This is a genomic window from Streptomyces sp. NPDC096193 (assembly GCF_040302905.1).
Lineage (GTDB): Bacteria > Actinomycetota > Actinomycetes > Streptomycetales > Streptomycetaceae > Streptomyces.
Genome location: NZ_JBEOSJ010000007.1, coordinates 15829 through 40704, shown reverse-complemented (window position 1 = coordinate 40704; position 24876 = coordinate 15829). Strand labels below are relative to the sequence as shown.

The 24876-nt window shown below is 72.6% G+C and carries 25 protein-coding genes; 9 read left to right on the top strand and 16 right to left on the bottom strand.

The features are described from left to right. Together ABTX78_RS13175 and ABTX78_RS13170 are read right to left on the bottom strand one after the other, a co-directional pair. Window positions 1-645, bottom strand: a complete 645-nt coding sequence (locus ABTX78_RS13175; protein ID WP_352206889.1) for an ABC transporter permease — start codon at window positions 643-645, stop codon at window positions 1-3. Then, on the bottom strand, window positions 642-1694 hold the full coding sequence (locus ABTX78_RS13170; RefSeq protein ID WP_352206888.1) for an ABC transporter ATP-binding protein: 1053 nt from the start codon (window positions 1692-1694) through the stop codon (window positions 642-644). The genes ABTX78_RS13175 and ABTX78_RS13170 overlap by 4 nt, the downstream gene beginning before the upstream one ends. A 142-nt stretch (window positions 1695-1836) precedes the next feature. Between ABTX78_RS13170 and ABTX78_RS13165 the strand changes: the two genes are divergently transcribed. From ABTX78_RS13165 to ABTX78_RS13155, 3 genes are all read left to right on the top strand, one after another. Beyond that, window positions 1837-3342, top strand: coding sequence for an aromatic amino acid ammonia-lyase (locus ABTX78_RS13165; protein WP_352207062.1), 1506 nt, complete (start codon window positions 1837-1839; stop codon window positions 3340-3342). Further along, window positions 3339-4175: a MurR/RpiR family transcriptional regulator gene (locus tag ABTX78_RS13160; RefSeq protein WP_352206887.1), complete on the top strand. Its 837-nt coding sequence runs from the start codon at window positions 3339-3341 to the stop codon at window positions 4173-4175. Before ABTX78_RS13165 ends, ABTX78_RS13160 begins: the two co-directional genes overlap by 4 nt. Window positions 4176-4313: 138 nt before the next feature. Further along, on the top strand, window positions 4314-4874 hold the full coding sequence (locus ABTX78_RS13155; protein WP_352206886.1) for a hypothetical protein: 561 nt from the start codon (window positions 4314-4316) through the stop codon (window positions 4872-4874). A 35-nt stretch (window positions 4875-4909) separates the two neighbouring features. Here the strand turns inward: ABTX78_RS13155 and ABTX78_RS13150 are convergent, their stop codons facing one another. The 7 genes from ABTX78_RS13150 to ABTX78_RS13120 all read right to left on the bottom strand — a co-directional run bounded on the left by ABTX78_RS13150 (window position 4910) and on the right by ABTX78_RS13120 (window position 10628). Continuing rightward, window positions 4910-5284, bottom strand: coding sequence for a hypothetical protein (locus ABTX78_RS13150; RefSeq protein WP_352206885.1), 375 nt, complete (start codon window positions 5282-5284; stop codon window positions 4910-4912). 57 nt (window positions 5285-5341) lie between these two features. Next, the gene (locus ABTX78_RS13145) at window positions 5342-5728 is read right to left on the bottom strand and encodes a roadblock/LC7 domain-containing protein (protein ID WP_313945922.1); all 387 of its coding nucleotides are present in this window, start codon (window positions 5726-5728) and stop codon (window positions 5342-5344) included. Window positions 5729-5807: 79 nt separating this feature from the next. After that, complete coding sequence (locus ABTX78_RS13140) at window positions 5808-6587, bottom strand: transcriptional regulator (RefSeq protein ID WP_352206884.1); 780 nt, start codon at window positions 6585-6587, stop codon at window positions 5808-5810. Further along, window positions 6584-7030 carry a hypothetical protein gene (locus ABTX78_RS13135; RefSeq protein WP_352206883.1) on the bottom strand — a complete coding sequence of 149 codons (447 nt, stop codon included), beginning with the start codon at window positions 7028-7030 and terminating at the stop codon, window positions 6584-6586. Before ABTX78_RS13135 ends, ABTX78_RS13140 begins: the two co-directional genes overlap by 4 nt. 174 nt (window positions 7031-7204) lie before the next feature. Beyond that, window positions 7205-8569 carry an APC family permease gene (locus tag ABTX78_RS13130; RefSeq protein WP_352206882.1) on the bottom strand — a complete coding sequence of 455 codons (1365 nt, stop codon included), beginning with the start codon at window positions 8567-8569 and terminating at the stop codon, window positions 7205-7207. A gap of 226 nt (window positions 8570-8795) precedes the next feature. Then, complete coding sequence (locus ABTX78_RS13125; protein ID WP_352206881.1) at window positions 8796-9260, bottom strand: SRPBCC family protein; 465 nt, start codon at window positions 9258-9260, stop codon at window positions 8796-8798. Window positions 9261-9314: 54 nt separating this feature from the next. Continuing rightward, entirely contained in the window at window positions 9315-10628 is a 1314-nt protein-coding gene (locus ABTX78_RS13120; protein WP_352206880.1) for a type III PLP-dependent enzyme domain-containing protein, read from the bottom strand. 130 nt (window positions 10629-10758) lie between these two features. Here ABTX78_RS13120 and hutU point away from each other — a divergent pair, with 130 nt between their 5' ends. From hutU to hutI, 4 genes are all read left to right on the top strand, one after another. Beyond that, entirely contained in the window at window positions 10759-12471 is a 1713-nt protein-coding gene (gene hutU, locus ABTX78_RS13115) for a urocanate hydratase (RefSeq protein ID WP_352206879.1), read from the top strand. Window positions 12472-12497: 26 nt separating this feature from the next. Next, complete coding sequence (locus ABTX78_RS13110; RefSeq protein ID WP_352207061.1) at window positions 12498-13688, top strand: allantoate amidohydrolase; 1191 nt, start codon at window positions 12498-12500, stop codon at window positions 13686-13688. Beyond that, on the top strand, window positions 13679-15016 hold the full coding sequence (locus ABTX78_RS13105; protein ID WP_352206878.1) for a formimidoylglutamate deiminase: 1338 nt from the start codon (window positions 13679-13681) through the stop codon (window positions 15014-15016). Before ABTX78_RS13110 ends, ABTX78_RS13105 begins: the two co-directional genes overlap by 10 nt. Window positions 15017-15098: 82 nt before the next feature. Beyond that, on the top strand, window positions 15099-16268 hold the full coding sequence (gene hutI / locus ABTX78_RS13100) for an imidazolonepropionase (protein ID WP_352206877.1): 1170 nt from the start codon (window positions 15099-15101) through the stop codon (window positions 16266-16268). Here the strand turns inward: hutI and ABTX78_RS13095 are convergent. After that, the gene (locus ABTX78_RS13095; protein ID WP_352206876.1) at window positions 16247-17113 is read right to left on the bottom strand and encodes an SDR family oxidoreductase; all 867 of its coding nucleotides are present in this window, start codon (window positions 17111-17113) and stop codon (window positions 16247-16249) included. The genes hutI and ABTX78_RS13095 overlap by 22 nt on opposite strands. Window positions 17114-17187: 74 nt before the next feature. Between ABTX78_RS13095 and ABTX78_RS13090 the strand changes: the two genes are divergently transcribed. Then, window positions 17188-17877 carry an aspartate/glutamate racemase family protein gene (locus tag ABTX78_RS13090; RefSeq protein ID WP_352206875.1) on the top strand — a complete coding sequence of 230 codons (690 nt, stop codon included), beginning with the start codon at window positions 17188-17190 and terminating at the stop codon, window positions 17875-17877. A 129-nt stretch (window positions 17878-18006) separates the two neighbouring features. Here the strand turns inward: ABTX78_RS13090 and ABTX78_RS13085 are convergent, their stop codons facing one another. The 6 genes from ABTX78_RS13085 to ABTX78_RS13060 are packed head-to-tail and all read right to left on the bottom strand — an operon-like array spanning window position 18007 to window position 23454. After that, window positions 18007-19212 carry a cytochrome P450 family protein gene (locus tag ABTX78_RS13085; protein ID WP_352207060.1) on the bottom strand — a complete coding sequence of 402 codons (1206 nt, stop codon included), beginning with the start codon at window positions 19210-19212 and terminating at the stop codon, window positions 18007-18009. A gap of 26 nt (window positions 19213-19238) precedes the next feature. Beyond that, entirely contained in the window at window positions 19239-20570 is a 1332-nt protein-coding gene (locus ABTX78_RS13080) for a cytochrome P450 (protein ID WP_352206874.1), read from the bottom strand. Next, a complete protein-coding gene (locus ABTX78_RS13075) occupies window positions 20567-21223 on the bottom strand; it encodes a GTP-binding protein (protein ID WP_352206873.1) in 657 nt (218 codons plus the stop codon). The genes ABTX78_RS13080 and ABTX78_RS13075 overlap by 4 nt, the downstream gene beginning before the upstream one ends. Next, window positions 21201-21560, bottom strand: a complete 360-nt coding sequence (locus ABTX78_RS13070; RefSeq protein WP_352206872.1) for a DUF742 domain-containing protein — start codon at window positions 21558-21560, stop codon at window positions 21201-21203. Before ABTX78_RS13070 ends, ABTX78_RS13075 begins: the two co-directional genes overlap by 23 nt. Beyond that, window positions 21557-22003: a roadblock/LC7 domain-containing protein gene (locus ABTX78_RS13065; RefSeq protein WP_352206871.1), complete on the bottom strand. Its 447-nt coding sequence runs from the start codon at window positions 22001-22003 to the stop codon at window positions 21557-21559. The genes ABTX78_RS13070 and ABTX78_RS13065 overlap by 4 nt, the downstream gene beginning before the upstream one ends. Beyond that, window positions 22000-23454, bottom strand: coding sequence for an ATP-binding protein (locus ABTX78_RS13060; protein WP_502993862.1), 1455 nt, complete (start codon window positions 23452-23454; stop codon window positions 22000-22002). Before ABTX78_RS13060 ends, ABTX78_RS13065 begins: the two co-directional genes overlap by 4 nt. A 324-nt stretch (window positions 23455-23778) precedes the next feature. Between ABTX78_RS13060 and ABTX78_RS13055 the strand changes: the two genes are divergently transcribed. Then, window positions 23779-24864 carry a GNAT family N-acetyltransferase gene (locus tag ABTX78_RS13055; protein WP_352206870.1) on the top strand — a complete coding sequence of 362 codons (1086 nt, stop codon included), beginning with the start codon at window positions 23779-23781 and terminating at the stop codon, window positions 24862-24864. Window positions 24865-24876 lie beyond the last annotated feature (12 nt).

Below are 24876 nucleotides of genomic sequence, written 5' to 3'. Positions count from 1 at the left end.
TCAGGCCCTGCCCTTCCTGGTCCAGGGGGTGAGGACGTACTGCACGGCGACGAGCAGGGCGTCCGCGATCAGCGCGAGGAGGAGGGTGAGGACCACTCCGGCGACCACGGGGGTCGGGAAGTTGCGCTGGAAGCCGTCGGTGAAGAGCTGGCCGAGGCCACCGTCGCCGATGTAGGTGGCGACGCTGACGAGCGAGATGGACATGACGGTGGCGATCCGCACCCCGGCCATGATCACCGGCAGCGCCAGCGGGAGTTCTACGGTGAACAGGGTCCGCAGCGGTCGGGTGCCCATGGCCTTGGCCGCTTCTTTGGTACGGGCGGGCACGGCGTCGAGGCCCTCGACGGTGTTCCGCAGGAGGACGACGAGGGTGTAGATCGTCAGCCCGATCACGGTGGTGGTGCGGGTGAGCCCGGAGACCGGCAGGAGCAGCACGAACACGGCGATCGACGGGATCGTGAACAGCACGTTCGACATTCCGAGGAGGAAGCCGCGCAGCGGGCGGACGCGGTGGGCGAGCACCGCGAGCGGGAGCGAGATGACCAGCCCCAGGAGCACCGCGCCGAGAGCGGCCTGGAGGTGGGAGACGCTCAGCGTGGTGAGGTCGCCGGCATGGTCGGCGATCCACGACCAGTCGATGGTCATACGGCCACCCGGGCCGCGGAGTGGGCCGAGCCGGCCCGCTCGTGGATGTCCTCGCGCGAGGTGACGCCGGTGAGCACGCCGTCGGCGTCGACCCGGGCCACCAGCCCGGCGGGCGAGGCCACCGACTCGTTCAGGGCGGAGAGCAGGGAGTCCGTGTCGCGCAGCGGGCGGACCGGGAGCAGGTCCGCGTCGAAGGCGTCGGTGGCCTTGTCGCGCCAGCCGAGCGGGACGCGGGCCTCGTCGAGGGCGAGCTCCCAGCGGCCGGTCTGCGGAAGGGGGCTCTGCGGCACGTCCGCGAGGGTGCTGAGCGACAGCAGCTTCAGGCCCCGCTCGGCGCCCAGGAAGTCCGCCACGAAGTCGTCCGCCGGACGGGCCAGCAGTTCTGCCGGGGTAGCGCACTGCACCAGATGACCGCCCGTGCGGAAGACGGCTATGCGGTCGCCGAGGCGCACGGCCTCGTCGATGTCGTGCGTGACGAAGACGATCGTCTTGCTGAGCTCCTGCTGGAGACGCAGCAGTTCGTCCTGGAGCTGGGTGCGGACGACCGGGTCGACCGCGCCGAAGGGCTCGTCCATCAGCAGGACGGGCGGGTCGGCCGCGAGGGCCCGGGCCACGCCGACACGCTGCTGCTGGCCGCCGGAGAGCTGGTGGGGGTAGCGCTTGGCGGTCTCGGGCGCGAGGCCGACAATCTCCAGCAGTTCCGCGGCACGGGCGCGGGCCTTCCTGCGGCCCCAGCCCAGCAGCAGCGGGACCGTCGCGATGTTGTCGATGATCGTGCGATGCGGGAACAGTCCCGACTGCTGGATGACGTAGCCGATGGAGCGGCGCAGTTCCGCCGCGTCCTGTGCGAGGACGTCCTTGCCACCGACGTGGATGGTGCCGGACGTCGGATCGACCATCCGGTTGATCATGCGCAGGGTCGTGGTCTTACCGCATCCGGAGGACCCGACGAGGACGGTGATCCCGCCGTCGGGCATCTCCAGAGTGAGGTCGTGGACTGCAGTGGTGCCGTTGGGGAACCGCTTGTTCACTGCATCGAATTTGATCATCAGTCGTCCCTTGCCCGGGCTGCATATAGTCATGCAGAGTTCTCGGTGTCTGAATAAGTTGTCAATGCCTCGGGGTGAATCGCTGGGTGCGGATGCTCGCGAGGCAAGACAGACCGTCCGGAAAAGGAGGGTTTCGCGCATGATGTCGTCCCACATGATGGACTCATCCACCGGCATCGTGGTCCTCGACGGACAGAGCCTCCCGGTCGCGGACATCGTCCGGCTGGCCGACGGCGCGGCCCGTCCCGTACCCGGTTCCGAAGCGATGAAGCGCGTCGAGGTCGCCTGGGACGCCGCTCGTGAGCTCGCCGCGTCCGGCAGGGTCTACGGCCGTTCCACCGGCGTCGGCGCCAACCGGAACGAAGCCGTGCCCTCCGACGCGGCGGCCGGCCACGGCCTGCGGCTGCTGCGCTCCCACGGCGGGGCGATCGGCGACGAACTGCCCGCCCGCGAGGTCCGCGCCATGCTCGCCGTCCGCGCCAACCAGTTGCTCGCGGGCGGCGCGGGGCTGCGGCCCGGCGTCGTCACCGCGCTGTGCGAGGCCCTGGAGTCGGGTGCGTACCCGGTCGTCAACGAGTTCGGCTCGGTCGGCACCGGTGACATCGCGGCCCTCTCGCAGATGGGCCTCGCCCTCGCCGGCGAGCACCCCTGGCGGGGCGGCACGCCCCCGCAGGCGCAGGCCCTCGACAACAACGACGCCCTGGCGCTGATCAGCTCCAACGCCCTGACGCTCGGTCAGTCCGCGCTCGCCCTCGGCGAACTGCGCGCCCTCGTCCGCGCCACCGAACTCGTCGCCGGGCTCTCGCTGCTGGCCGTCGACGGCTCCTACGAGGCGGTCGCCGAGCCCGTGCACGCGGCGCGCCCGCACCCCGGCACCTACGCCGTCGCCACCAGGATGCGCCGACTGCTCGGCGCACCCGAGCGGCCCACCCCGCCGCTCGGCCGCATCCAGGACCCGTACGGATTCCGCTGTCTGCCGCAGATCCACGGCCCCGCCGAGGACGCAGCCGACGCGCTGGAGCGGACCCTCGCGGTGGAGATCAACGCCGCCGCAGAGAACCCGCTGATCTGCCCCTCGGATATGGCCGCCTATCACCACGGCGGTTTCTACATGGCCCAACTCGCCCTGGACCTGGATCACTTCAGGCTGGCGCTGACCCAGACGGCCCGGCTCTCCACCTCCCGGCTCTCCGCACTCAACGAGCCCGCCTTCACCCGGCTGCGGCCGTTCCTCGCCGACGCGGAGGCCGCGAGCTCCGGCGTGATGATCCTCGAATACGCGGCCGGGGCCGCCCTCGGCGATCTGCGTGCGTACTCCGCGCCCGCGTCGCTGGGTCACGCGGTACTGTCCCGTGGCGTCGAGGAGCAGGCCAGCTTCGCGTCGCTGGCAGCTCGTCAGACGCTGCGCGCCGGCGCCGCCTACCGGCTCGTGGTCGGCTGTGAACTCGTCGCCGCCACAAGGGCGTTGCGCCAGCGCGGGCTGCGGCCCGACCCGGCGCTCCCGGTGGGGACGGCCTACGAGCTCGCCGAGTCCGTCCTGGACGACGAGCTCGCCGACCGGCCGCTGACCGACGACGTGACGGCGGCAGCGGCGCTGCTCGACCGGTTCACGGACCTGATGACCGATCTCATGAGGGGGACGGCATGAGCGACAGCCCTGCCGCACGACTGCAGCAGCTCTTCGAGGGGCACCGGCTCACCCCCACGCAGCGGCGGATCGCCCACAGCATGGTGCGCCGGGCGGCCGACGTGCCGTTCCTGTCCAGCGTCGAACTCGCCGAACTCGCGGGCGTCAGCCAGCCGTCCGTCACCCGCTTCGCCGTCGCCCTCGGCTTCGACGGCTACCCGGCGCTGCGCAGGCATCTGCGGGAGGTGGCGCCCGCGGAGAGCGAGGAGACCGGGGACGGCCTCAACGAGTACCAGCAGGCGGTGCAGGCCGAGATCGAGAACCTGCGCCATCTCTCCGACCTGCTCGCCGATCCCTCGCCGGTCGAGCGCGCGGGCCGGCTGCTCGCCGCCTCCCGCCCGCTGCCCGTGCTCGGTCTGCGGGCCGCCTCCTCGCAGGCCCGCGGCTTCGCGTACTTCGCCGGCAAGGTGCACCCCGACGTACGCCTGCTCGATGAGGGCGGCAGCATGCTCGCCGACCGCATCGACTCCGCCCGCCGCGCGGGCGCGAGCGTGCTGCTGTGCTTCGCGCTGCCCCGGCACCCCAAGGAGGTCGTCGAGGCACTGGCATACGCCCAATCGGCGGGGCTGACGGTCGTCACGGTCGCCGACTCCGCCTTCGCCCCCGTCGCCGCGCACAGCGACCTGCTGATCCCCGCCGCGGTCGGCACGGGCCTGGCCTTCGACACCGCCTGCGCGCCGATGCTGCTCGGCCGGGTGCTGCTGGAGGCGATGTGCGACGACCTGCCGGACGCGCAGGCACGGCTGGAGGAGTTCGACGGGCGGGCGGCGGCCCGCGGACTGTTCGTGGAGTAGCACCGGCCGCCCGGTCGACGGAGGCCGCCGGCCGGTGGAGAAGGACCCCGGCCCTTCTCACGCTGCCTTCAGAAACCGCCGCTACTCTCCGCGCCCTGAGGGCATCCGCCCGAGCAATTCGCGGGAAGGGGACCGGACGTGGGGCGCGGGGCGCAGTCGCTGGTGAGGGTGGCGGTGGTCGTACGGGCCGGGGCGGCGCCCCTGTGGTGGCTGGGGGTGCTCGCCGCGGGTGCCGGACTTCTGGTGCCGGGGCTCACCGGACGCCGGATCGGGGTGCTCGCCGGGGCGGCGCTGTTCATCGTCACGGCGGCCGCGGTCGCCCTCCTACGGCGGGGGCGGTACGTGCGCTTCGCCGAGGCCGCCACCCGCGCCGGCCGCACCGATCACCTCCAGGACCGCCGGGTGACCGTGCGGGCCCGGCGGCGCGCGCACCGGTGGCGGTTGCCGGCGGCCTTCGTCGTCGCCGTCGCGACCTCGTTCGCGCTGCCCGCCGCCGGCGGTGCGGTGATGGCGGGCGCGGGGGCCGGGCTGTGGGCCAAGGCCTGGTGGCTGGGTCACCGGGAGAGCCGGACCGAGACGCTGCTGTGGCTGCGTTCCGACTGGACCGCCAAGGGCCCGGTCGGCAGGCCGGTCAAGGGATTTCGGAGCACCGGCATCGCGGCGGGGGACGCCGCGCCCGGAGGGGCGCGGCGCCGCTGACCGCCCACGGGGACGGACGGCGGCGCCGCGGCCGGTCAGAGTTCCAGCTCCGCCTCGATCTTCTTCAGCTGGTGGCGGGCCATGGCGAGGTTCGCCCGCTCCTTGTCGAGTGCCAGGTACAGGAACAGGCCGTTGGTTCCCCGGCCCTTCATCAGCCGGATCAGGTGGTACTGCGTCCCGAGGGTGATCAGGATGTCCTCGATGGCGTCCTTGAGTCCGAGCTGCTCCATGGTGCGCACCTTGGCGCGCACCACATCGGTGTTGCCGGCGGCGGCGACCGAGAGGTCCAGATCCTTTCCGCCGCCGACCGTGCCCAGCGCCATGCCGCTGGTGTAGTCGACGAGTGCGGCGCCGATGGCGCCCTCGATGACAGTGGTGGCTTCCTTGAGGGCGCGTTCGGTGTTGGCCATGAGAAGCGCACTTCCTTTCCGTCTGCTGGGTGTGCGTGATGGTGTGTCGGTCATGGGTCAGGTGTTCTCCGGTCGTTCGAGGGCGCCGTCGACCAGCTCGCCCACGCGAACGCCGGAACGGCGGGCTTCGAGATGGAGCCGTCCCACGTTGATGCGTGGCTCGGCCAGGAGGGTGAGGACGGCCGAGGAGCCCGCCGCGTAGGTCGCGACGTACCCCCGGTCGCCCCGGACCAGCAGCTCGCAGAAGCTCCCCTGTCCGGTGGCCTCGGTCAGCCGCACCCCGACGCCGAGTGCGGCGGCGGTGAGTGCGGCGACGCTCTCCGCGTCGGCGGTGTCGGACGCCAGCACGAGGCCGTCCGCGGTGGCGGCGAGCGCACCCGTCAGCTGCGGCACCCGCAGGCGCAGCCGCTTCAGTTCGGCGAGCACGTCCGCCGTGGCCGTCATGAGCTGTCTCCTTTCTGCGCGCAGCCTCATCGCGCGCCTCATGACGTGCAGCAATGGACCTGGTGCGCGGAGCGGGGCGTCACAGCGTGGCCTCCAGGGCGTCACGGAGCCGGCGGAGCATGGCGGAGTCCGGTGCCGAGGACGGCTCCTGGCCCCCCGTCCGCACGGCGCCGGCGCCGACGGGCGGGGCTGCGGGTGCCGCGGACTCCTCCGGTGTGCCGATGAGTCCCTCGGCGGCCAGCCGCCGTATCTCGATGAGGGTGTTGAAGGCGGGACGCCCCAGTTCCCGGGCGATGGCGGACGGGGTCCGTACGCCGTCGGCCAGATCGAGCAGCGACCGTCGGCGGGGGCTGACGGCCCGTCCCGCGAGGTGCCGGCTGCGCGCCACCGGGGCCGTGTCGACCCCCGGGTGCGGCCACACGGCGTTCAGCAGCGTCGACCGCCGCCGGGCCTCCCGTTCGACGACCCGGGTCGGCACCGGCCGCACCCGGCCGATCCAGTGGACCACCCCGTAGCGGAACCGGGTCGGGCCGCTGGTCGGCGCGAGCGCGAAGAAGGCGGCGTCGAACACGGCGGCGAGATGGCAGATCTCCAGCTCGCCCCCGGGTACCTGGCCGCTGTCGACGAGGAAGCGGGCGACCTCGTGGCGCGCGCCCGCCCGGGCGACCGCCTCGGCCCAGCTGTCCGGCCGCAGCCGGCCGCTCGCCGTCAACAGGACGTCGAGGCCGGGCGCTTCGGGGCTCTCGGCGTGCACGACCTGGCCGTCGGCCAGATAGAGCACCCCGTGGTCACGGACGAGGACGCCGGTGGCGCGCTCGTCCGCGAGTCTGACGAGCATCGGGGACACGGCCGCTCTCATCCGAGCACCAGCTCTTCGGCGAGGTGCTGCAGTCGGATGCGGGCCAGTGCGAGATTCCCCAGGTCCCGGTCTAGCCACAGATGGAGGAAGACGCTGCTGTCGACGGTAGTGTCGACGAACCGCACCAGGTGATAGCAGGTGCGGGTGGTGACGATGAGGTCCTCGACGACCAGCCCGTCGTCCTTGGGCGGCTCCGTGCCGGCGCCGTCGAGACCCCGTCCGCCGTCGCCGCCGAGCATGCTGGGCTCCTGGGCGACGACCGCGGTGTACTCGGTGGCCATGCGGGCCACTTCGGCCGTCTCGGCCGCGGTGGTCTCGTGATCAGGGCCGGCCGCTTCACCGACGGTGCCGAGCGCGAGCCCGCTGATCCAGTCCACGATGGACGCCCCGCGCGCACCGGGCACCAGCATGGCTTCCAGCAGACACTCGTCGATTCCGGGCACGCCGACTCCCCTCCCCGCCTCGGCGTTCCGCGCACTGTTGTGCGCCAGTGACGGGGAGGTTACGCAACGTGGCTACTGTCGGGGGGAGTTGGGGCATTTTCCATCGGAACATGCCCCGGCCCCGATAAGGTCCGCGCCTCGGACGACAGACTCTGCCGTCGGCAGCGGTACGGATCAGGCCGTGTCCTCGCCGCGCGCCTTCATCACGATCTTGTTGACCGCCCACAGCCCGATGCCGATCGCGACCAGCACGCCCGCCCGGATGTAGACCTCGGCGTCACGGTCGGCCAGCGGGCTGGCCAGGATCAGCGCGGTGATCGCACCGAGCACCGGCAGCACGGTGGGGGCGCGGAAGTGGGAGTGCGCGACGGGGTCCTTGCGGAGGACCAGAACCGCTACGTTGACCACCGCGAAGACGCACAGCAGCAGGAACGCCGTGGTGTCGCCGAGCCCTTCGATCTCGCCCGTCGACACCAGTCCGATCGCCAGCGCCGAGACGAAGACGATGCCGACGATGGGCGTACGGCGCTCGGGCAGCACCTTGGCCATCGCCCGCGGCAGGATGCGTTCGTTGGCCATGCCGTAACAGAGCCGCGAGGCCATCATGATGTTGATCAGCGCGGAGTTGGTGACCGCGAACAGCGCGATCAGGGCGAAGAGTTTGGGCGGGAAGTCCAGGCCGCCGGCCTTGACCACCTCCAGCAGGGGCCCGCTGGACTTCTCCAGCGTCTTGTAGTCGACCAGCAGCGAGGACGCCAGCGCGACCAGGACGTAGATCGTGCCCGTGACGCCGACACCGATGAAGATCGCCCGGGGGAAGGTGCGCACGGGGTCCTTGGTCTCCTCGGCCATGTTGACCGAGTCCTCGAAGCCGACGAACGCGAAGAAGCCGAGTGCCGTGGCGCCGAGCACGCTGGTGATCAGCGCGTATCCCGTGCCCGTCGCCTGGAACTCGGTCAGCCGGGAGGCGTCGCCCTCGCCGGACAGCACCGCCCAGGCGCCGATCGTGAGAATGATCAGCAGGCCGGTCAGCTCGACGATGGTGAGCACGACATTGGTCTTCACCGATTCCGACACACCGCGCAGATTGAGCGCGGCCAGCGCGAGGATGAAGAGGATGGCGATCAGCGTGGCCGGGATGGCGTCGGTGAACTCCAGGAAGTAGTCCCCGCTGAAGGCCCGGGCCGCCGCGCTCGCGGACGACAGCCCGGAGCACATCACCATGAAGGCGATGATGAAGGTCAGGAACGGGACCTTGAACGCCTTCTGGGTGTAGAGCGCGGCTCCGGCGGCCTTCGGGTACTTGCCGACGAGTTCGGCGTACGACGCGGCCGTGAGGATCGCGACGACGAATCCGATGACGAACGGCAGCCACAGCGCACCGCCGACCTTGCCGGCGACCTTTCCGGTCGTGGCGTAGATGCCGGTGCCCAGGATGTCGCCGATCACGAAGAGGATCAGCAGCTTGGGCCCGATGGCTCGCTTGAGCGGACTGTCGCCGCCCGGAGCCTCGGACGCCTGGGACGATTCGGTGGTCACGGCAGCCTCCCCCGGAGTTCGGTGTGGGTTGAGATGTGCCCGGTCCGGCGCGGGTGATGCCTCGGTGGCGCCGATCACGCCTGTCCGGTGGAGGGCGGTGAGCGCCGCGCGGGGAAGGGACTGCCCTGCGCGGGGAAGAGACCGCCCCGTCCGGGGAAGGCCGCGCGCCCTGGCCGGGCGCGAGGGTGTGTCCGCGCCCTGTCCGGGAGACGGGCCGCTCCCGGCATCAGCCGCTGCGGCCCTCCACCGCCGCCGCCACGTCGGCGAGGTCCTTCGCGATCGCCTTGGCCACCGCCCGCGCGCCGAGCGGACCGAAGACCTTGGCTAGCAGTCCGGCGAACCCTCCGGGCGGCTCGGCGCTGAACGTCATCCGCACCTGCGTCGCGTCCGGACCCTCCGCCCGCAGCAGGAACTCCGAGACGTAGTGCGCGCCCTGCGAGTCCGCCTCCGCCACGTAGCGGGCGGGCGGTTCGCTCGCCGTCACACGGATCTCCTCGGTCGCCTGCCTGCCCATCATGCGCCGCGTCTCGCGCCAGCGGGTGCCGACGCCGAACGGGCCGGGGGAGAGAATCTCCACCGCCTCCACACCGCTCAGCACCTTCGGCGCGTTCTCCAGATCCGTCAGGGCGTCCCAGACGGCGGCCGGCGGGGCCGCGATCCTGCGCTCGACGACAACACTCGTGTTGGCCATGCCCACAGGAAAGCAGCCGGGTACGACAACCGCCCCCCGGCCGGCCGCCACGGCCTACAGCAGGGCGTCCGGCTGTGCTCCGCCCGACTCGGCGACGATCTCGGCCCTGGTCTGCGGAGCCCGTACGACCGAGAACCGCACCGTGTCGTCCGGGCCGGTGGTGTACCCGTGCACCCCGGGCCGGGGCAGGCTGTTGTAGCCGTAGTGGTTGGAGAAGTAGTACGCGCCGGTGTCGAGCACGGCGACCACGTCGCCCTGCTCCAGCCGCGGCAGCGCCCGTGCCTGGGCGAGCAGGTCCCCGGCGAAACAGGCCGGGCCGGCGACGTCCTGCACCACGTTCTCGCCCGTCCGGGGCCGCCCCTTGGCGTCGTAGGCCTCGATGCGCAGCGGCCAGGAGGCCGGGTCGTAGACGGTACGGGTGGCGACCTGCACACCGGCGTGCGTGACCGCGACGGGCCGCCCGCCCGAGGTCTTGGTGTACTCGACCCGGGCCAGGATCAGCCCGTGCTTGGCGAGCAGCGACCGGCCGAACTCGGTCACCAGGCCGTAGCGGCCGTCGAGCAGCCCCGGCACCCGCTCCCGCAGCAGTTGTGCGTACTCGGCGAAGGACGGGGTCTGCTCGTCGGAGGCGAAGTTGACCGGAAGCCCGCCGCCGATGTCCAGGGTGTCGATCTGCTGCCGGCCGGCCGCGCGGTTGATCTCCTCGGCGAGGTCGTACGCCGTGGCGACGCCCTCGGCCATCAGCGCCAGCGGTACGCCCTGCGAGCCCGAGTGTGTGTGCAGCCTGGTCAGCCAGGGCCGGTCGAGACAGGCGCGCACGACGCTCTCGCGGGCGCCCTCGTCCCGCAGTGCCACGCCGAACTTGGAGGTCGCCGTGGCGGTGGAGAGTGCGTCGATGGCCCCTCCGCCGACCTGGGGGTTGATGCGCAGTCCGACCGGCGACGTGCTGCCCGCCGACCGCACGAGGGCGTCGATGCGCGCGAGCTCCTGGGGGTTGTCGGCGTTGACCGCGATGCCGAGGGTGAGTGCCTCGCGCAGCTCGCCGGGGGTCTTGGCGGGGGAGTCGAGGACGATGCGGCCGGAGGGCACACCCGCGGCCCGCGCCAGGGCCAGCTCGCCCGGGCTCGCGACCTCCGCCCCGACGCCCTCGTCGTCGAGCAGCGCCAGCACGGGCACGAGGGGCGCGGCCTTCACGGCGAAGGCGTGCAGCACGGGAGCGTCGGTCACGGCGGCGAAGGCGTCCCGCAGGGCGATCGCGGAGGCGCGGATCCCGGCCACGTCGAGGAGGGCCGTGACGGGCTGCTCCTCGCTGAGAAGGCCCTGTTCGACGGCTGCTCGTACGGCGCGGTCCCGGCGTTCGGAAGACATGTGCGCCAGCCAATCATCCTGCGGGACCGGGTGCAGCTGTTGACTAAGACTATTCAGCCCTCCAGGATGTGAATAGAAGCCGCAACATTCACCGCCGCACCAGCAGTCGCAGTCGCGAGGAGGCATCGCCATGTCAGGACCCCTCCCACCCGTCTCCCACCACCGCCCTCGGCCCACGCCCGCCGGGCCGCCCTCCACTCCGGTACGGGCACCGCGCGGTACGGAACTGAGCGCCCTGGGATGGCAGCAGGAAGCCGCCCTGCGCATGCTGCAGAACAACCTCGACCCCGAGGTCGCCGAGCACCCCGACAAGCTCATCGTCTACGGCGGCACCGGCAAGGCCGCCCGTGACTGGCGCTCCTACGACGCCATGGTGCGCACGCTGCGGACGCTCAAGCAGGACGAGACGATGCTCGTCCAGTCCGGCCGCCCCGTCGGTGTCATGCAGACGCACGAGTGGGCCCCGCGCGTGCTCATCGCCAACTCCAACCTGGTCGGCGACTGGGCGAACTGGGAGGAGTTCCGGCGCCTGGAGTCCCTCGGCCTCACGATGTACGGCCAGATGACGGCCGGCTCCTGGATCTACATCGGCACCCAGGGCATCCTTCAGGGCACGTACGAGACCTTCGCCGCGGTCGCGGCCAAGAAGTTCGGCGGCACGCTCGCCGGGACGATCACCCTCACCGCCGGCCTCGGCGGCATGGGCGGCGCCCAGCCGCTCGCCGTGACCATGAACGACGGCGTCGCGATCTGCATCGACGTCGACCCGCGCGCCATCGACCGCCGTATCGAGCACCGCTACCTGGACGTGCGCGCCGACTCCCTGGAGCACGCGCTCCGACTGGCGACCGAGGCGCGGGACGCCCGCCGCCCGCTCTCCATCGGCCTCCTCGGCAACGCGGCGGAGCTGCTGCCGCGGATGCTCGCCGAAGGAGCGCCCATCGACATCGTGACCGACCAGACCTCGGCGCACGACCCGCTGGCGTATCTGCCCCTCGGGGTCGACTTCGACGACATGGCCTCCTACGCCGCCGAGAAGCCCGCCGACTTCACCCAGCGGGCCCGGGAGTCCATGGCCCGGCACGTCGAGGCGATGGTCGGCTTCATGGACGCGGGGGCCGAGGTCTTCGACTACGGCAACTCCATCCGAGGCGAGGCCCAACTGGCCGGCTACGACCGGGCGTTCGACTTCCCCGGCTTTGTGCCCGCCTACATCCGGCCGCTGTTCTGCGAGGGCAGGGGCCCGTTCCGCTGGGCGGCTCTGTCCGGCGAGGCCTCGGACATCCACAAGACCGACAAGGCGATGCTCGAACTCTTCCCCGAGAACGAGTCGCTGCACCGCTGGATCAAGATGGCCGGCGAGCGGGTCCACTTCCAGGGCCTCCCGGCCCGTATCTGCTGGCTCGGCTACGGCGAGCGGGACCGCGCGGGCGAGCGGTTCAACGACATGGTGGCGAGCGGCGAGCTGGCCGCCCCCCTCGCGATCGGCCGCGACCACCTGGACTGCGGTTCGGTGGCGTCCCCGTACCGCGAGACCGAGGCCATGCTCGACGGCTCGGACGCCATCGCGGACTGGCCGCTGCTGAACGCGATGGTCAACGTCGCCTCCGGTGCGTCCTGGGTCTCCATCCACCACGGCGGCGGGGTCGGCATGGGCCGCTCCATCCACGCCGGCCAGGTCTCGGTGGCCGACGGCACCGCGCTCGCCGGCGAGAAGATCCGCCGCGTGCTGACGAACGACCCGGGCATGGGCGTCATCCGGCACGTCGACGCCGGCTACGACATCGCCGAGTCCGTCGCCGACGACAAGGGCGTCCGCGTCCCGATGCGGGAGGAGTCGTGAGCGAGGGCGGTGACTCGTTCCACTCGATGTGGGCCGAGCTCGCCACCGTGGGGAGGCACGCGGAGACCAAGGGGTACCGTCGCCACGCGTGGACGGGGGCCGACGCCGACTGCCGGACCTGGTTCCAGGAGCAGGCCGAGGCCCGCGGCCTCGCCTACGAGACCGACCGCAACGGCAACCAGTGGGCCTGGCACGGCGACCCCGAGGCGGGGAATGCCGTCGTGACGGGCTCGCACCTCGACTCCGTCCCCGACGGCGGCGCCTTCGACGGCCCCCTCGGTGTGGTGTCCTCCTTCGCCGCGCTCGATGAACTCCGCCGCAGGGGAGCGGAGTTCACCAGGCCGGTGGCCGTCACCAACTTCGGTGACGAGGAGGGCGCCCGCTTCGGCCTCGCCTGTGTCGGCTCCCGGCTCAGCGCCGGACAGCTGACCAGGGAGAAGGCCTACGAGCTCCGGGACGGCGACGGTGTCTCGCTGCCCGAGGCCATGGAGGCGGCGGGCTACGACCCCGGGACGATCGGGCCCGACCCGGAGCGCCTCGCCCGGATCGGGGCGTTCGTGGAGCTGCACGTCGAGCAGGGCCGCGCGCTCGACCTGTCCGGCGACGCCGTGGGCATCGCCTCCGCCATCTGGCCGCACGGCCGCTGGCGGTTCGACTTCCACGGCGAGGCGAACCACGCCGGCACCACCCGCCTCGTGGACCGCCGCGACCCGATGCTGACGTACGCGGAGACCGTGCTCGCCGCCCGCCGCGAGGCGGAACTCGCCGGCGCGGTCGCCACCTTCGGCAAGATCTCCGTCGAGCCGAACGGCGTCAACGCCATCCCGTCACTGGTGCGCGGCTGGCTGGACTCGCGCGCCGCCGACCAGGCCACCCTCGACACCGTCGTCGCCGCCGTCGAGCAGGCCGCCAAGGAGCGCGCCCGGCGCGACGGCGTCGACCTCACCGTCGTACGCGAGTCCTTCACACCGGTCGTCGAGTTCGAGCACGCCCTGCGCGACGAGCTGAACCGGATCCTCGGCGGACGGGTGCCCGTCCTCGGTACGGGCGCGGGACACGACGCCGGAATCCTCTCCGGCTCGGTCCCGACCGCCATGCTGTTCGTACGGAACCCCACGGGCGTCTCGCACTCCCCGGCCGAGTTCGCGGCCGAGGACGACTGCGTGGCCGGGGTGCTGGCGCTCGCCGACGTACTGGAGGGTCTCGCGTGCCGCTGACGACGTACTGGGCCGAACACGCCTGGCTGGACAGCTATGTCGAGCCGGGTGTGGCACTGGACGTGCGGGACGGCCGGATCGTGGCCGTCCGCATCGGTGTCGGGGCACCGGAGCCCGGCGCCGTCGCGCTGCCCGGGCTGACCCTGCCGGGCCTCGCCAACGCGCACTCGCACGCCTTCCACCGGGCGTTGCGCGGCACCGTCCAGGTCGGCTCCGGCACGTTCTGGACCTGGCGCGAGGTGATGTACCAGGTGTCGTCCCGGTTGACCCCGGAGACGTACCACGCCCTGGCGCGGGCCGTGTACGCGGAGATGGCGCTGGCCGGGATCACGGCGGTGGGCGAGTTCCACTATCTGCACCACGGGCCCGGTGGGGTGCCGTACGCAGACCCCAACGCCATGGGCGAGGCCCTGATCGCGGCGGCCGCGGACGCGGGTATCCGCATCACGCTGCTCGACACGGCCTATCTGTCGTCCGGCTTCGGCAAGGCGCCCGACGCCCACCAGCTCCGCTTCTCGGACGGGACCGCGGATGCCTGGGCGGAGCGTGCCGCGCTGCTCAAGGACAGCGACCGGGTGCGGATCGGCGCGGCCGTCCACTCCGTACGGGCGGTTCCGGCGGCGCAGCTCGAGACCGTCGCCGCCTGGGCATCCGCCCGGCGGGCCCCGCTGCACGTCCATCTCTCCGAGCAGACGGCCGAGAACGACGCCTGCCGCGCGGCGCACGGCGTCACCCCGACGCGGCTGCTCGCCGACCACGGAGTGCTCGGTCCCCGGACGACGGGCGTGCACAACACCCACCTGACGGACGAGGACATCGCGCTCATCGGCTCCACCGGCACGGGCACCTGCATGTGCCCGACCACCGAACGCGACCTCGCCGACGGCATCGGCCCGGCCGCCGCCCTCCAGCGCGCCGGATCACCGCTCTCGCTCGGCAGCGACAGCCACGCGGTGATCGACCTGCTGGAGGAGGCGCGGGCGATGGAGCTGAACGAACGTCTGCGGACCCGGACCCGGGGCCACTGGACGGCCGCGGCGCTGCTGCGGGCCGCCACCGGTGACGGGCACGCGGCACTGGGCTGGGAGGAGGCGGGGCGCCTCGAGACCGGCGCAATCGCCGACTTCACGACCGTGGCACTGGACTCGGTCCGCACGGCGGGCCCGGTGGCGCGGCTGGCGGCGGAGACGGCGGTGTTCGCCGCGACCTCGGCGGACGTGCGTGACACGGTGGTCGCGGGCCGCCATGTCGTGCGCTCCGGCACCCACACACTGGTTCCGGACGTGGCATCGGCCCTGGCGGAAGCGATCACCGCGCTGAGGACCTGAGGCCCGGAACCCCAGCGCGTACGGCGGCGCCGCAGGCGCGGGGCGCGGATGGGCCCCGTACGGAACGACCCGAGAGGAACCCATGAGCACGCTCGTCACCAACATCGGCAGCCTCGTCACCAACGACCCCGCCCAGGGCGACGCCGGCCCCCTCGGCCTCGTCCTCGACGCCGCCGTCGTCATCGACGGCGACCGCGTCGCCTGGGTCGGAGCCGCCGCGGACGCCCCCGCCGCCGACGAGGCCTTCGACGCCGGCGGACGCGCCGTGATCCCCGGGTTCGTCGACTCCCACTCCCACCTCGTCTTCGGCGGCGACCGCACCGCGGAGTTCCATGCCCGCATGTCCGGCCGCGCCTACTCCGCCGGCGGCATCCGCACCACCGTGGCCGCCACCCGCGCCGCGAGCGACGCCGCTCTCGAAGCGAATCTCACCCGCTATCTCGACGAGGCGCTGCGGCAGGGCACGACCACCTTCGAGACCAAGTCCGGCTACGGCCTCACCACCCACGACGAGGCCCGCGCCCTGCGCATCGCCGCGCAGCACACGGAGGAGGTCACCTACCTCGGCGCGCACATCGTCCCGCCCGACTACGCCGATGACCCCGCCGGTTACGTCGACCTGGTCACCGGCGAGATGCTCGACGCCTGTGCGCCCCACGCCCGATGGATCGACGTCTTCTGCGAGAAGGGCGCGTTCGACGGCGACCAGGCGCGCGCGATCCTCACCGCGGGCCGGGCGAAGGGTCTCGTCCCCCGCGTGCACGCCAACCAGCTCAGCTTCGGCCCCGGGGTCCAGCTCGCCGTCGAACTCGACGCGGCCAGCGCCGACCACTGCACCCATCTCACGGACGCGGACGTCGACGCGCTCGCGAGCGGCAGCACGGTCGCCACGCTGCTGCCGGGCGCGGAGTTCTCGACCCGGGCGGTGTGGCCCGACGCCCGCCGGCTGCTCGACGCGGGAGCCACCGTGGCGCTGTCGACGGACTGCAACCCCGGCTCGTCGTTCACCTCGTCGATGCCGTTCTGCATCGCCCTCGCCGTACGCGACATGGGGATGACCCCGGACGAGGCGATCTGGTCGGCGACCGCGGGCGGCGCCGCCGCACTGCGCCGTACCGACATCGGCCGGATCGCGCCCGGCGCCCGCGCGGACATCGCGCTGCTCGACGCGCCGAGTCATGTCCATCTCGCCTACCGCCCCGGCGTCCCCCTGGTGAGCGACGTATGGCGTCAGGGAGTCAGGTGCCGGTAGGCGTCCGGGTTCTCGTCCAGGTAGCGGGCGAGACTCTGCGCGGGACGTCCGGTCAGCCGCGGCACCGCGTCGGAGACCTCGGCCATCTCCCCGTTGGCGATCGCCTCGTAAGAGGTGACCCAGCCGGTCACCGCCCAGTCCTCGGCGCCGTGTCCGGCACGTGAGGCGTAGGCCTCCTGCCGGGTCTCGTTCTCGTAGCGGACCGTGCGGCCGGTGACACGGCTCAGCTCGGCGGCCACCTCGGTCAGGGAGAGGGCCGCCGGTCCGGTGATGTCGTACGTCCGGCCGTCGTGGCCCTCCCCGAGCAGCACGCTCACCGCCGAGTCCGCGATGTCGTCGTGGGCGACCGCCGAGACCCGCCCCTCGCCCGCCGGCCCGCGGATCACCCCGTCCGCCCCGGCCATCGACGCCAGTGCGAGCAGATAGAAGCTGTCGCGCAGGAAGGTGTACCGCACGCCCGAGGCCCGGATGTGCTGCTCGGTGTGCCAGTGGTCGCGGGCGAAGGTGAACGTGGCGTCCGGCGAGGCGCCGAGGAAGGACACGTACACGATCCGCCCGACCCCGGCCGCGACGGCCGCGTCGACGGCGGTGGTGTGCTGCCGCACCCGGTCCCGCGCCTCGTGCGCGGAGACGAGGAAGAGGGTTCCCGTGCCCTCGCAGGCCCCGCGCATCGCCTCGGCGTCCCCGTACGGGGCACCCGGCGCGAGAGAGGACCCCGCGATCCGGGGCAGCCGCGCCGGGTCCCGTCCCAACAGCCGCACGGCGGCACCCTGTTCGGCGAGACGACGTGCGACACGGCCGCCGATGCGGCCGCCGGCTCCGGTGACGGCGATGACCTCAGACATGCCCTCCAGTGTCGGTCACCCCCGCCGGGGGCCGCAGCTCGCCCCGCCGCCCACCGGTCCGGCACAGTGAAGTCATGAGGACCATCGGGCTGATCGGCGGCATGAGCTGGGAATCCAGCGCGGAGTACTACCGGCTTCTCAACGAGTTCGTACGCGAGAGGCTCGGCGGACTGCACTCCGCCCGGTGCGTGCTGCACTCCGTCGACTTCGCCGACATCGAGGAACTGCAGGCGGCGGGGGAGTGGGAGCGGGCGGGGGAGATCCTCGCCGGGGCCGCGAAGGGGCTGGAGGCCGGGGGCGCCGAACTCCTGCTGATCTGCACCAACACCATGCACAAGGTCGCAGGGCAGGTCGAGGCGGCCGTTTCCGTCCCGCTGCTGCACCTGGGAGACGCGACCGCGGACGCCGTACGGGCCGCGGGCCTCGGCCGGGTCGGGCTGCTCGGCACCGCCTTCACGATGGAGCAGGCCTTCTACCGCGACAGGCTGGCGGAGCACGGGCTCGACGTCGTCGTCCCGGACGCCGCGGGGCGCGCCCTGGTGCACCGGGTGATCTACGAGGAACTCTGCCTCGGTGTCGTACGCGAGGAGTCCCGCACCGCGTACCAGGAGGTCATCGCCGCGCTGGTCGCGGAGGGCGCGGAGGGGGTCATCCTCGGCTGCACCGAGATCGAGCTGCTGATCGGGGCCGGGGACAGCCCGGTGCCGGTGTTCCCGACGACCCGGCTGCACGCGCAGGCCGCAGTGGACGCGGCGCTGCGCTGAGCGGGGGCACGGGGTTGCGCTGACCGGGGGCGGGGCTGGGCTGAGCGGGGGCGCGGGACTCCGCTGAGCCGGAGCACGGGGATACCCGGCTGCCGTATCTGCTGGAACCGGACCCCGGCCCGCCGTCTCTCAGGCCCCCGGCCGCACCGGCAGCTTCTGCACGCTGTTGCCCACGAAGCTTGCATGGCGCGGCAGTTCGTCGTCGGGCACCGCGAGGTCCAGCCGCGGGAAGCGCGTGAACAGCTGCTCCAGCGCGATCGTCGCCTCCATCCGGGCCAGCGGCGCGCCCAGGCAGTAGTGCGCGCCGTGGCCGAGCGAGAGATGCCGGGTCGCGGCGGTGCGGGTGATGTCGAAGCGGTCCGCGTCCGGCCCGTGCGCGGCCGTGTCCCGGCCTGCCGCCGAGTAACCGGCCAGCACCGGCGTGCCCTCGGGGATCACGGTCCCGTCCAGCGTGATGTCGCGGGTGGGATAGCGGAACGGGAAGAAGCTGACCGGGCTGTCCCAGCGCAGCGTCTCCTCCACCACGTCCGCCCACCCGGCCTTGCCGGACTGCGCCAGCTCCAGCTGGTCGCGGTGGGTGCACAGGGCACGCACGGCGTTGGTGATCAGGTTCAGCGTGGTCTCGTGACCCGCGATGATCATCAGCAGCAGGGTGCCGATCAGCTCCTGCCGGCTGAGCCGGTCGCCGTCCTCCTCGCGGGCCGCGATCAGCGCGCTGGTGAGATCGGTGCCGGGGTCCTGCATCCGGGTCGCGGCCACGGTGGCGAGGAGTTCCACCATCTCGCGGTTGGCGGCCATCGCCTCCTCGGGACCGATGGAGGTGCTCACCACCTGGTTGGACAGGTGGTGCAGCCGGTCCTGGTGCTCGGCGTCCACCCCGAGGAGTTCGCAGATCACACCCATCGGCAGCGGCAGCGCGAAGTGGGTGCGCAGGTCGGCGACTCCGCCGCCCGCCGCGGCCGCGGCGGCGAGTCCGTCGAGCAGCTCGGCGGTCACCGCGGCGATCCGCGGCCGCAGCGCCTCCACCCGTCGGGCGGTGAACGCCTTGCTCACCAGCGATCGCAGCCGGCGGTGGTCGTCACCGTCGGCGGTGGTCATCCCCTGCACGGTGGCGAACGTCTTCAGCGGCCAGCCGTCGGGTATCTCACCGGCCTGGAGCGCGGCGAAGTGTGCGGCCCCCTTGGCGACGTCGGGCCGGGCGAGGAAATCCTTGAGCGCCTCGTGCCCCAGGACGGCCATGGCCGGGACGTCACCGGGCAGGACGACCTCGGCCACCGCGTTCTCGGCGAGCAGCCGGGCATTGGCCGCGTGCGGGCAGCCACCGGCCGGGTCCATGCGGTGCGGCGTGCTGGGGGAGGTGTTCAACGGGGCTCTCCTGACTGCGGGAAGGTCTGCGAGAAGGCCTGCTGCTCTGCGGCGGGGGACGGCGCGGCCTGCGGCAGCTGCGGCTCGGTGAACCGCACCGGCAGCGCCGCCAGCCCCTTGCTCCAGGGCGACTTGATCCATCCCAGGTCCGACTCCGGTACGGCCAGCTCCAGATCGGGCAGCCGGTGCCGGATGGTGTCCACGGCGGTACGGGTGATCAGCCGGGCCGGGTCCTGCGCCGGGCAGGTGTGCGGACCCGCGCCGAACGCCAGGTGCGAGCGGTTGCCGGTCACCGGGACGCCGTCGGGCGGCAGGACCTCGGGATCCTGGTTGGCTCCCGCGAGGCCGAGCACGAGCATGTCGCCCGTGCGGATCTGCCGGCCGCCGAACTCCAGGTCCCGGGTGGCGTACCGGGCCGGGAAGTTCTGCGTCGGCGGGTAGCGCCACAGCACCAGGTCGAGTGCGTCGTCGACGCTCAGATGCCCGCCGGTGAGCGAGGAGCGGAAGGCCGGGTCGCACAGCAGGATGCGCAGCGTGGTCGCGATCCAGTTGACGGTGGTCTGGTTGCCGGCCACGAACATCACCACGAGGTTGTGCAGCACCTCCTCGTCGGTGAGCCGTGCCGGGTGGTGCAGCAGAGACGAGGTGACGTCGTTGCCGGGCCTGCGCCGCTTCTCCTCGATGAGGCACTGGAGGATCGTGTTCATGCGCTGCGCGGCGTTGACGGAGTCCGCGTTGGCGGCGACCATCCCGGCGATCGCCTGCACCAGCTGCTGGCCCGTCCGTTCGTCCAGGCCGAGGAGGCCGGTGATGACCTGGAGCGGCAGCTTGCGCGCGTAGTGCGGCACCAGGTCCGCCTCGTGGCGGTCGGCGAAGGAGGCGATCAGCCGCTCGGCGGTGGCCCGTACGCTGCGGCGCAGTTCGTGCCCGTTGATGCAGGCCAGTGCGTGGGAGACGGCGGAACGCATCCGGCGGTGCTGCTGCCCGTCGGTGAACAGCAGCGCGGGCCGCCAGCCGACCATCGGCATGATCGGCGAGTCGAGCGGGACCCGGCCCTCGCGCAGCAGGGTCCAGCGGCGCGGGTCGTGCGAGAAGTCCTGCTCCTCGCGTGTGAGGCGGAGCAGTTCGCGGTGGCCGAGCACCAGCCAGGCCTGCATGCCGGGCGCGATGGTCACCGGCGCCACCGGGCCGTGTTCGCGGCGCAGCTTCTCGTAGAAGGCGGGCATGGTGTCGCCGTCGAGGTCCGGGCCGTACAGCGGGGTGGCCACCGGGCAGCGCCCACCGGCCGGCGGACGGGAGGTGCCGGTGGGCGGGGGCGGAAGGGTCATGACGACTCCGTGGCGGCGTTGATGAGGTGGCTGACCAGAGCGATCAGCGCTCCGACCGACGAGCGGGCGTCCCGGGCGTCACAGGTGACCAGGGGGGTCTCGGGGAGCAGGTCGAGGGCCGCCCGCAGCTCCTTCTCGTCGTGCTGCGGGCTTTCCGGGAAGAGATTGACGGCGACGGCGAACGGCAGCTCGAGGTCCTCCAGATTGCCCAGGGCGTCGAAGGAGGCCTCCAGATCACGGGTGTCGACCAGGGCCAGCGCGCCGAGCGAGCCCTTGGCGAGGTCCCGCCACGCGGGCAGGAAGCGCGGCTGGCCCGGGGTGCCGAACAGATAGAGCACCAGATCGCCGTCGATCGTCATGCGGCCGAAGTCCAGGGCGACGGTCGTGGTCGTCTTGCCGCTGTGGACGTTTGTGTCGACGCGGGCCCCCGCCCGCGTCATCATCGCCTCGGTCGACAGCGGCGCGATCTCCGAGACGGTGCCGATGAGCGTCGTCTTGCCGACCCCCAGCGGTCCGACGACAAGGATCTTCGCGGCGCCCGCGACGCTGGGGGTGACGTACTTGCCCGGCTGTGCGACCGGGGACGGGGCCGGGCGTCCCGCTGCGGCGCCCGGCGCCCGGTCCGGGGCGTCAGAGGCGGCTTTCGAGGCCATGGAGGACCTTTCTGAGCATGGTCACATCGGTGCGTTCGGCCGGCGGGACGGGCGGGCGGACCACGATCAGTCCCCACTCGACGAGATCGGACAGCAGTACCTGGACGACCGAGGGCGGCTGGCCGATGTGGGCCGCCACCTCGGCGACCGACAGCAGCCCCTGGCACTGGGTCAGGATCATGTGGTGCTCCGGCTGGAGGGACGCGGGAAAGGCGGCGTCCGTGGCCATCACGAGGGTCTCCCAGGACAGCGACTCACCGCCGCTGTCCGAACGTCCCCCTGTGATCACATACGGGCGTACCGCCGATGTGGTCCGTTCCTCCGGGCGGCCGGTCATGACGAATCGGTCACCGGGTCCCGCGGCTGGCTGGCCAGGTGGGCGCCGATCTTCGCGACCAGCAACTGCATCTGCTGCGCGACCAGTCCGACATCGGCACTCGGGTCGGTGGCCACGCCCAGGTGCGTGCCCACTCCCGCGTGGGTGAAGAGCACGAAGCCGTGCTCGGACTCCAGCATCAGCTGGCGGACGCCGGCGCCGCCGCCGAACAGCAGCGCGGCGGTGGAGCGTCCGGTCATCGTCATCGCCGCGCAGGCCGCGGAGAGCGCCTCGGCCTCACCCACGCTGAGCGAGGCGACGGGCCCCGAGAGGTTCTCCGCAGAGGCGTGCCCGAGGCGCAGCCCGTCCTCGGACACCACCACCGCGTGCCGGACGCCCGGGATCTCGGTGAGCGGTCGCAGCATCCAGCCCAGGTCGGGAAGTCTGGTTATGGTCCCGGTCACGGCCGGCCTCCATCGCTTGGGTCGTACGGGTCGGTTGCGGTGTCGTCCACGGCCGCGCGCCCGCGGCGCGAACCGGAGACCACACTGGCGATCGACGCCCGAGCGGCCTCCGGGGTCCAGGCGGGACCCTCGGGTGCGGACGGTGCCGGCGGCGGTGCCTGGAGGGCCTGTTGGGCGGCGGCCTCCACGGCGGCGCCCCGGCGGCTGCGCCGGCGGGGCAGCGCCCCCGGAGCGGCATGCCCGGGGAGGGCTGCCTGCTGAGCGGTGCCGTTCGGCGACGTGTGGGTGCCGGCCCGGTCGGCGCGGGACGCGGAGACGGTGCCGCGGTCGGCGGGGTGGGAGAAGTGCGACAGCGGCTCGGTCAGCAGCCGGTACGGCACGAAGGTCACCGCACGGGTGCCGCCGTACGCGGACGCTCCCGTCAGTTCCACCTTGAATCCGAGCTCCCGGCTCCAGCGCCCGACGCAGGCGAGTCCGAGGCGCGGCACCGCGCCGAGGTTCGCCAGGTCCATCTCCTCGCGCAGCCGGGCCTGGGCCTGGTGGAGCACGTCCGGCGGCATGCCGAGCCCCGCGTCGTCGATCTCCACCACCGCTCCGGCGCCCACCTCGCGGACGGTGACGACGACCTGGGTGCGGGAGGGGGAGAACACCGTGGCGTTCTCCAGGAGTTCGGCGATCGCGTGCATCAGGCCCTCGACCGCGGGCGGCACGACGTAGAGCGTCTGGCCGCCGTGCACGTCGATCCGGCCGAACTCCACGATCCGGGACTGTGCGCCGCGTACGCAGTCGTAGAGCGAGACCGGCCGGGTCTCGCGCCGAGCCGGCCAGATGCCGCACATCACCAGCAGGGTCTGCGCCTTGCGGGTCATCTGGGCCGCCGCGTGGTCGGCCTTCATGACCTCGGCCATCAGCCGCGGGTCGTCGATGGTCTGCTCGACGCGGTCGAGCACCTGCTGCTGGACGGTGGCCATGGCGTGCATGTTGCGGGCGACCGACTCGAAGGCCGCCTGGACGGAGTCGCGCAGCGCCCGTTCGCGGCGTACGGCGTCGTCCGAGCCGAGCGCGTCGACCACGGCCGTCAGGGCACGGGCGAACTCCTCGCCGGTGTGGGCGGCGGGTGCGAGCGGGCCCGGCACGGTGTCCAGCCGCCGGCCCGTGCGCAGCCGGTCGGTGATCGCGGGCAGCCGGACCGCCGCGAGGTGGGCGATCTCGGCGCCGCGGGCGGCGGCGGTGCGCCGGTCCAGGTCGCGGCCCGCCCGCTCCAGCGCCAGCTGCCGTGACAGCATCACGGCCCAGGCGATCACCAGCACCGCGACGGCGGCGCAGCCGCCGGCCAGGATCTGCCGCCACTCGGCGTCGGCCGCGGCCCGGCCGGTGAGCGCCGCCCCGGCGGCGGCGACGATCAACGCGACGGGCCACCACACCCCCGGTCCGGCGCCGGCCCGGCTCACCACGACGACCTCGAATCGGCGTCCTTGCAGACCACGACGTTGATCACGATCACGGAGCTGAGCCCTTCCAGGACACACAAAGCTCCCTAGGGGGGTCGGGAGCAGTCAGATCCTACGATCAACCGGTCTCATTCGAAGGACAGTTGGCCAACTCTCGCCACATTGGTGCACAAGCCCGCCCGTCACTCGAACACCGCACATAACCTCACGGCCGGGAACCTGTACAACTCCGTCACAAGATGGGTGATGCTCCCTGTCCTGGGCGCATTTCGACCGGTAGCGTCCTGTCCGGGGAAGTTCCAGGGGAGCGGCCGGGGGGTCGAGTTGAGCGGTGTACGCATTCATGTCGTGAAGCCCGAGGAGCTGGCGGAGGGGGAGACGGAGGCCTGGCGTGAGCTGCGTGCCAAGACCGGCATGCCCGCCAACCCCTTCATGGAGCCGGAGTTCACCCTGGCCGTCGGCCGGGTGCGGCCGGATGCCGGAGTGGCCGTACTGCGCGAGGACGGGGAGCCCGCCGGGTTCTTCCCCCACGAGCGCGGTCCGCTCGGCCACGGCCGGGCGATCGGACTGGGCGTGTCCGACTGCCAGGGCGCGATCCTGCGCCCCGGCCTGGAGATCACGGCCCGCGAGCTGCTGCGGGCCTGCCGGCTGTCCGCCTGGGAGTTCGACAACCTCGAAGCGGGTCAGCCGCTGTTCTCGCCCGGCGCCGCGGAGGAGTTCGCCTCGCCGGTCATCGACGTCGGGACGGGATACGAGGCGTACGAGGAGGAGCTGCGGGCCCGGTCGCCCAAGTTCCTCAAGACCACCCTGGCCAAGGAGCGCAGGCTCGGCCGGCAGGCGGGCCGGGTGCGCTTCGTCTTCGACGAGCGTGATCCGGCCGCGCTGCGCCGGCTCATGGAGTGGAAGTCCGCTCAGTACCGCAGAACGGGCCGCCGCGACCGGTTCGCCAAGGACTGGATCAGCTCGCTGGTGCGCGACCTCCACGGGACACGGGCGCCCGGCTGCTCCGGTGTGCTCTCCGTGCTCTACGCCGCGGACCGGCCGGTCGCCGCGCACTTCGGCCTGCGGTCGAGGACCGTGCTGTCCTGCTGGTTCCCGGCGTACGACCCGGAGTTCGCCAAGTACTCACCGGGGCTGATCCTGCATCTGCGGATGGCCGAGTCGGCGGCGGCGGAGGGTATAGGGATGCTCGACCTCGGCCGCGGCGACGCGGAGTACAAGGACGCGCTGCGCACCTGCGAACTGCTGGTCCAGGAAGGTTCGTCCGTCCGCCCCGGGCCGCGGGCCGCGCTGTACCGCATCAGCCGCGAACCCGGCCGCCGCGCCCACAGCTTCGTCCGCGGCAGGCCCAGGCTCGCCGGATACGGCCGGTCGGCGCTGAACCGGCTGGCCCGGCTGCGCGGCCACTGACATCGGGAGCAC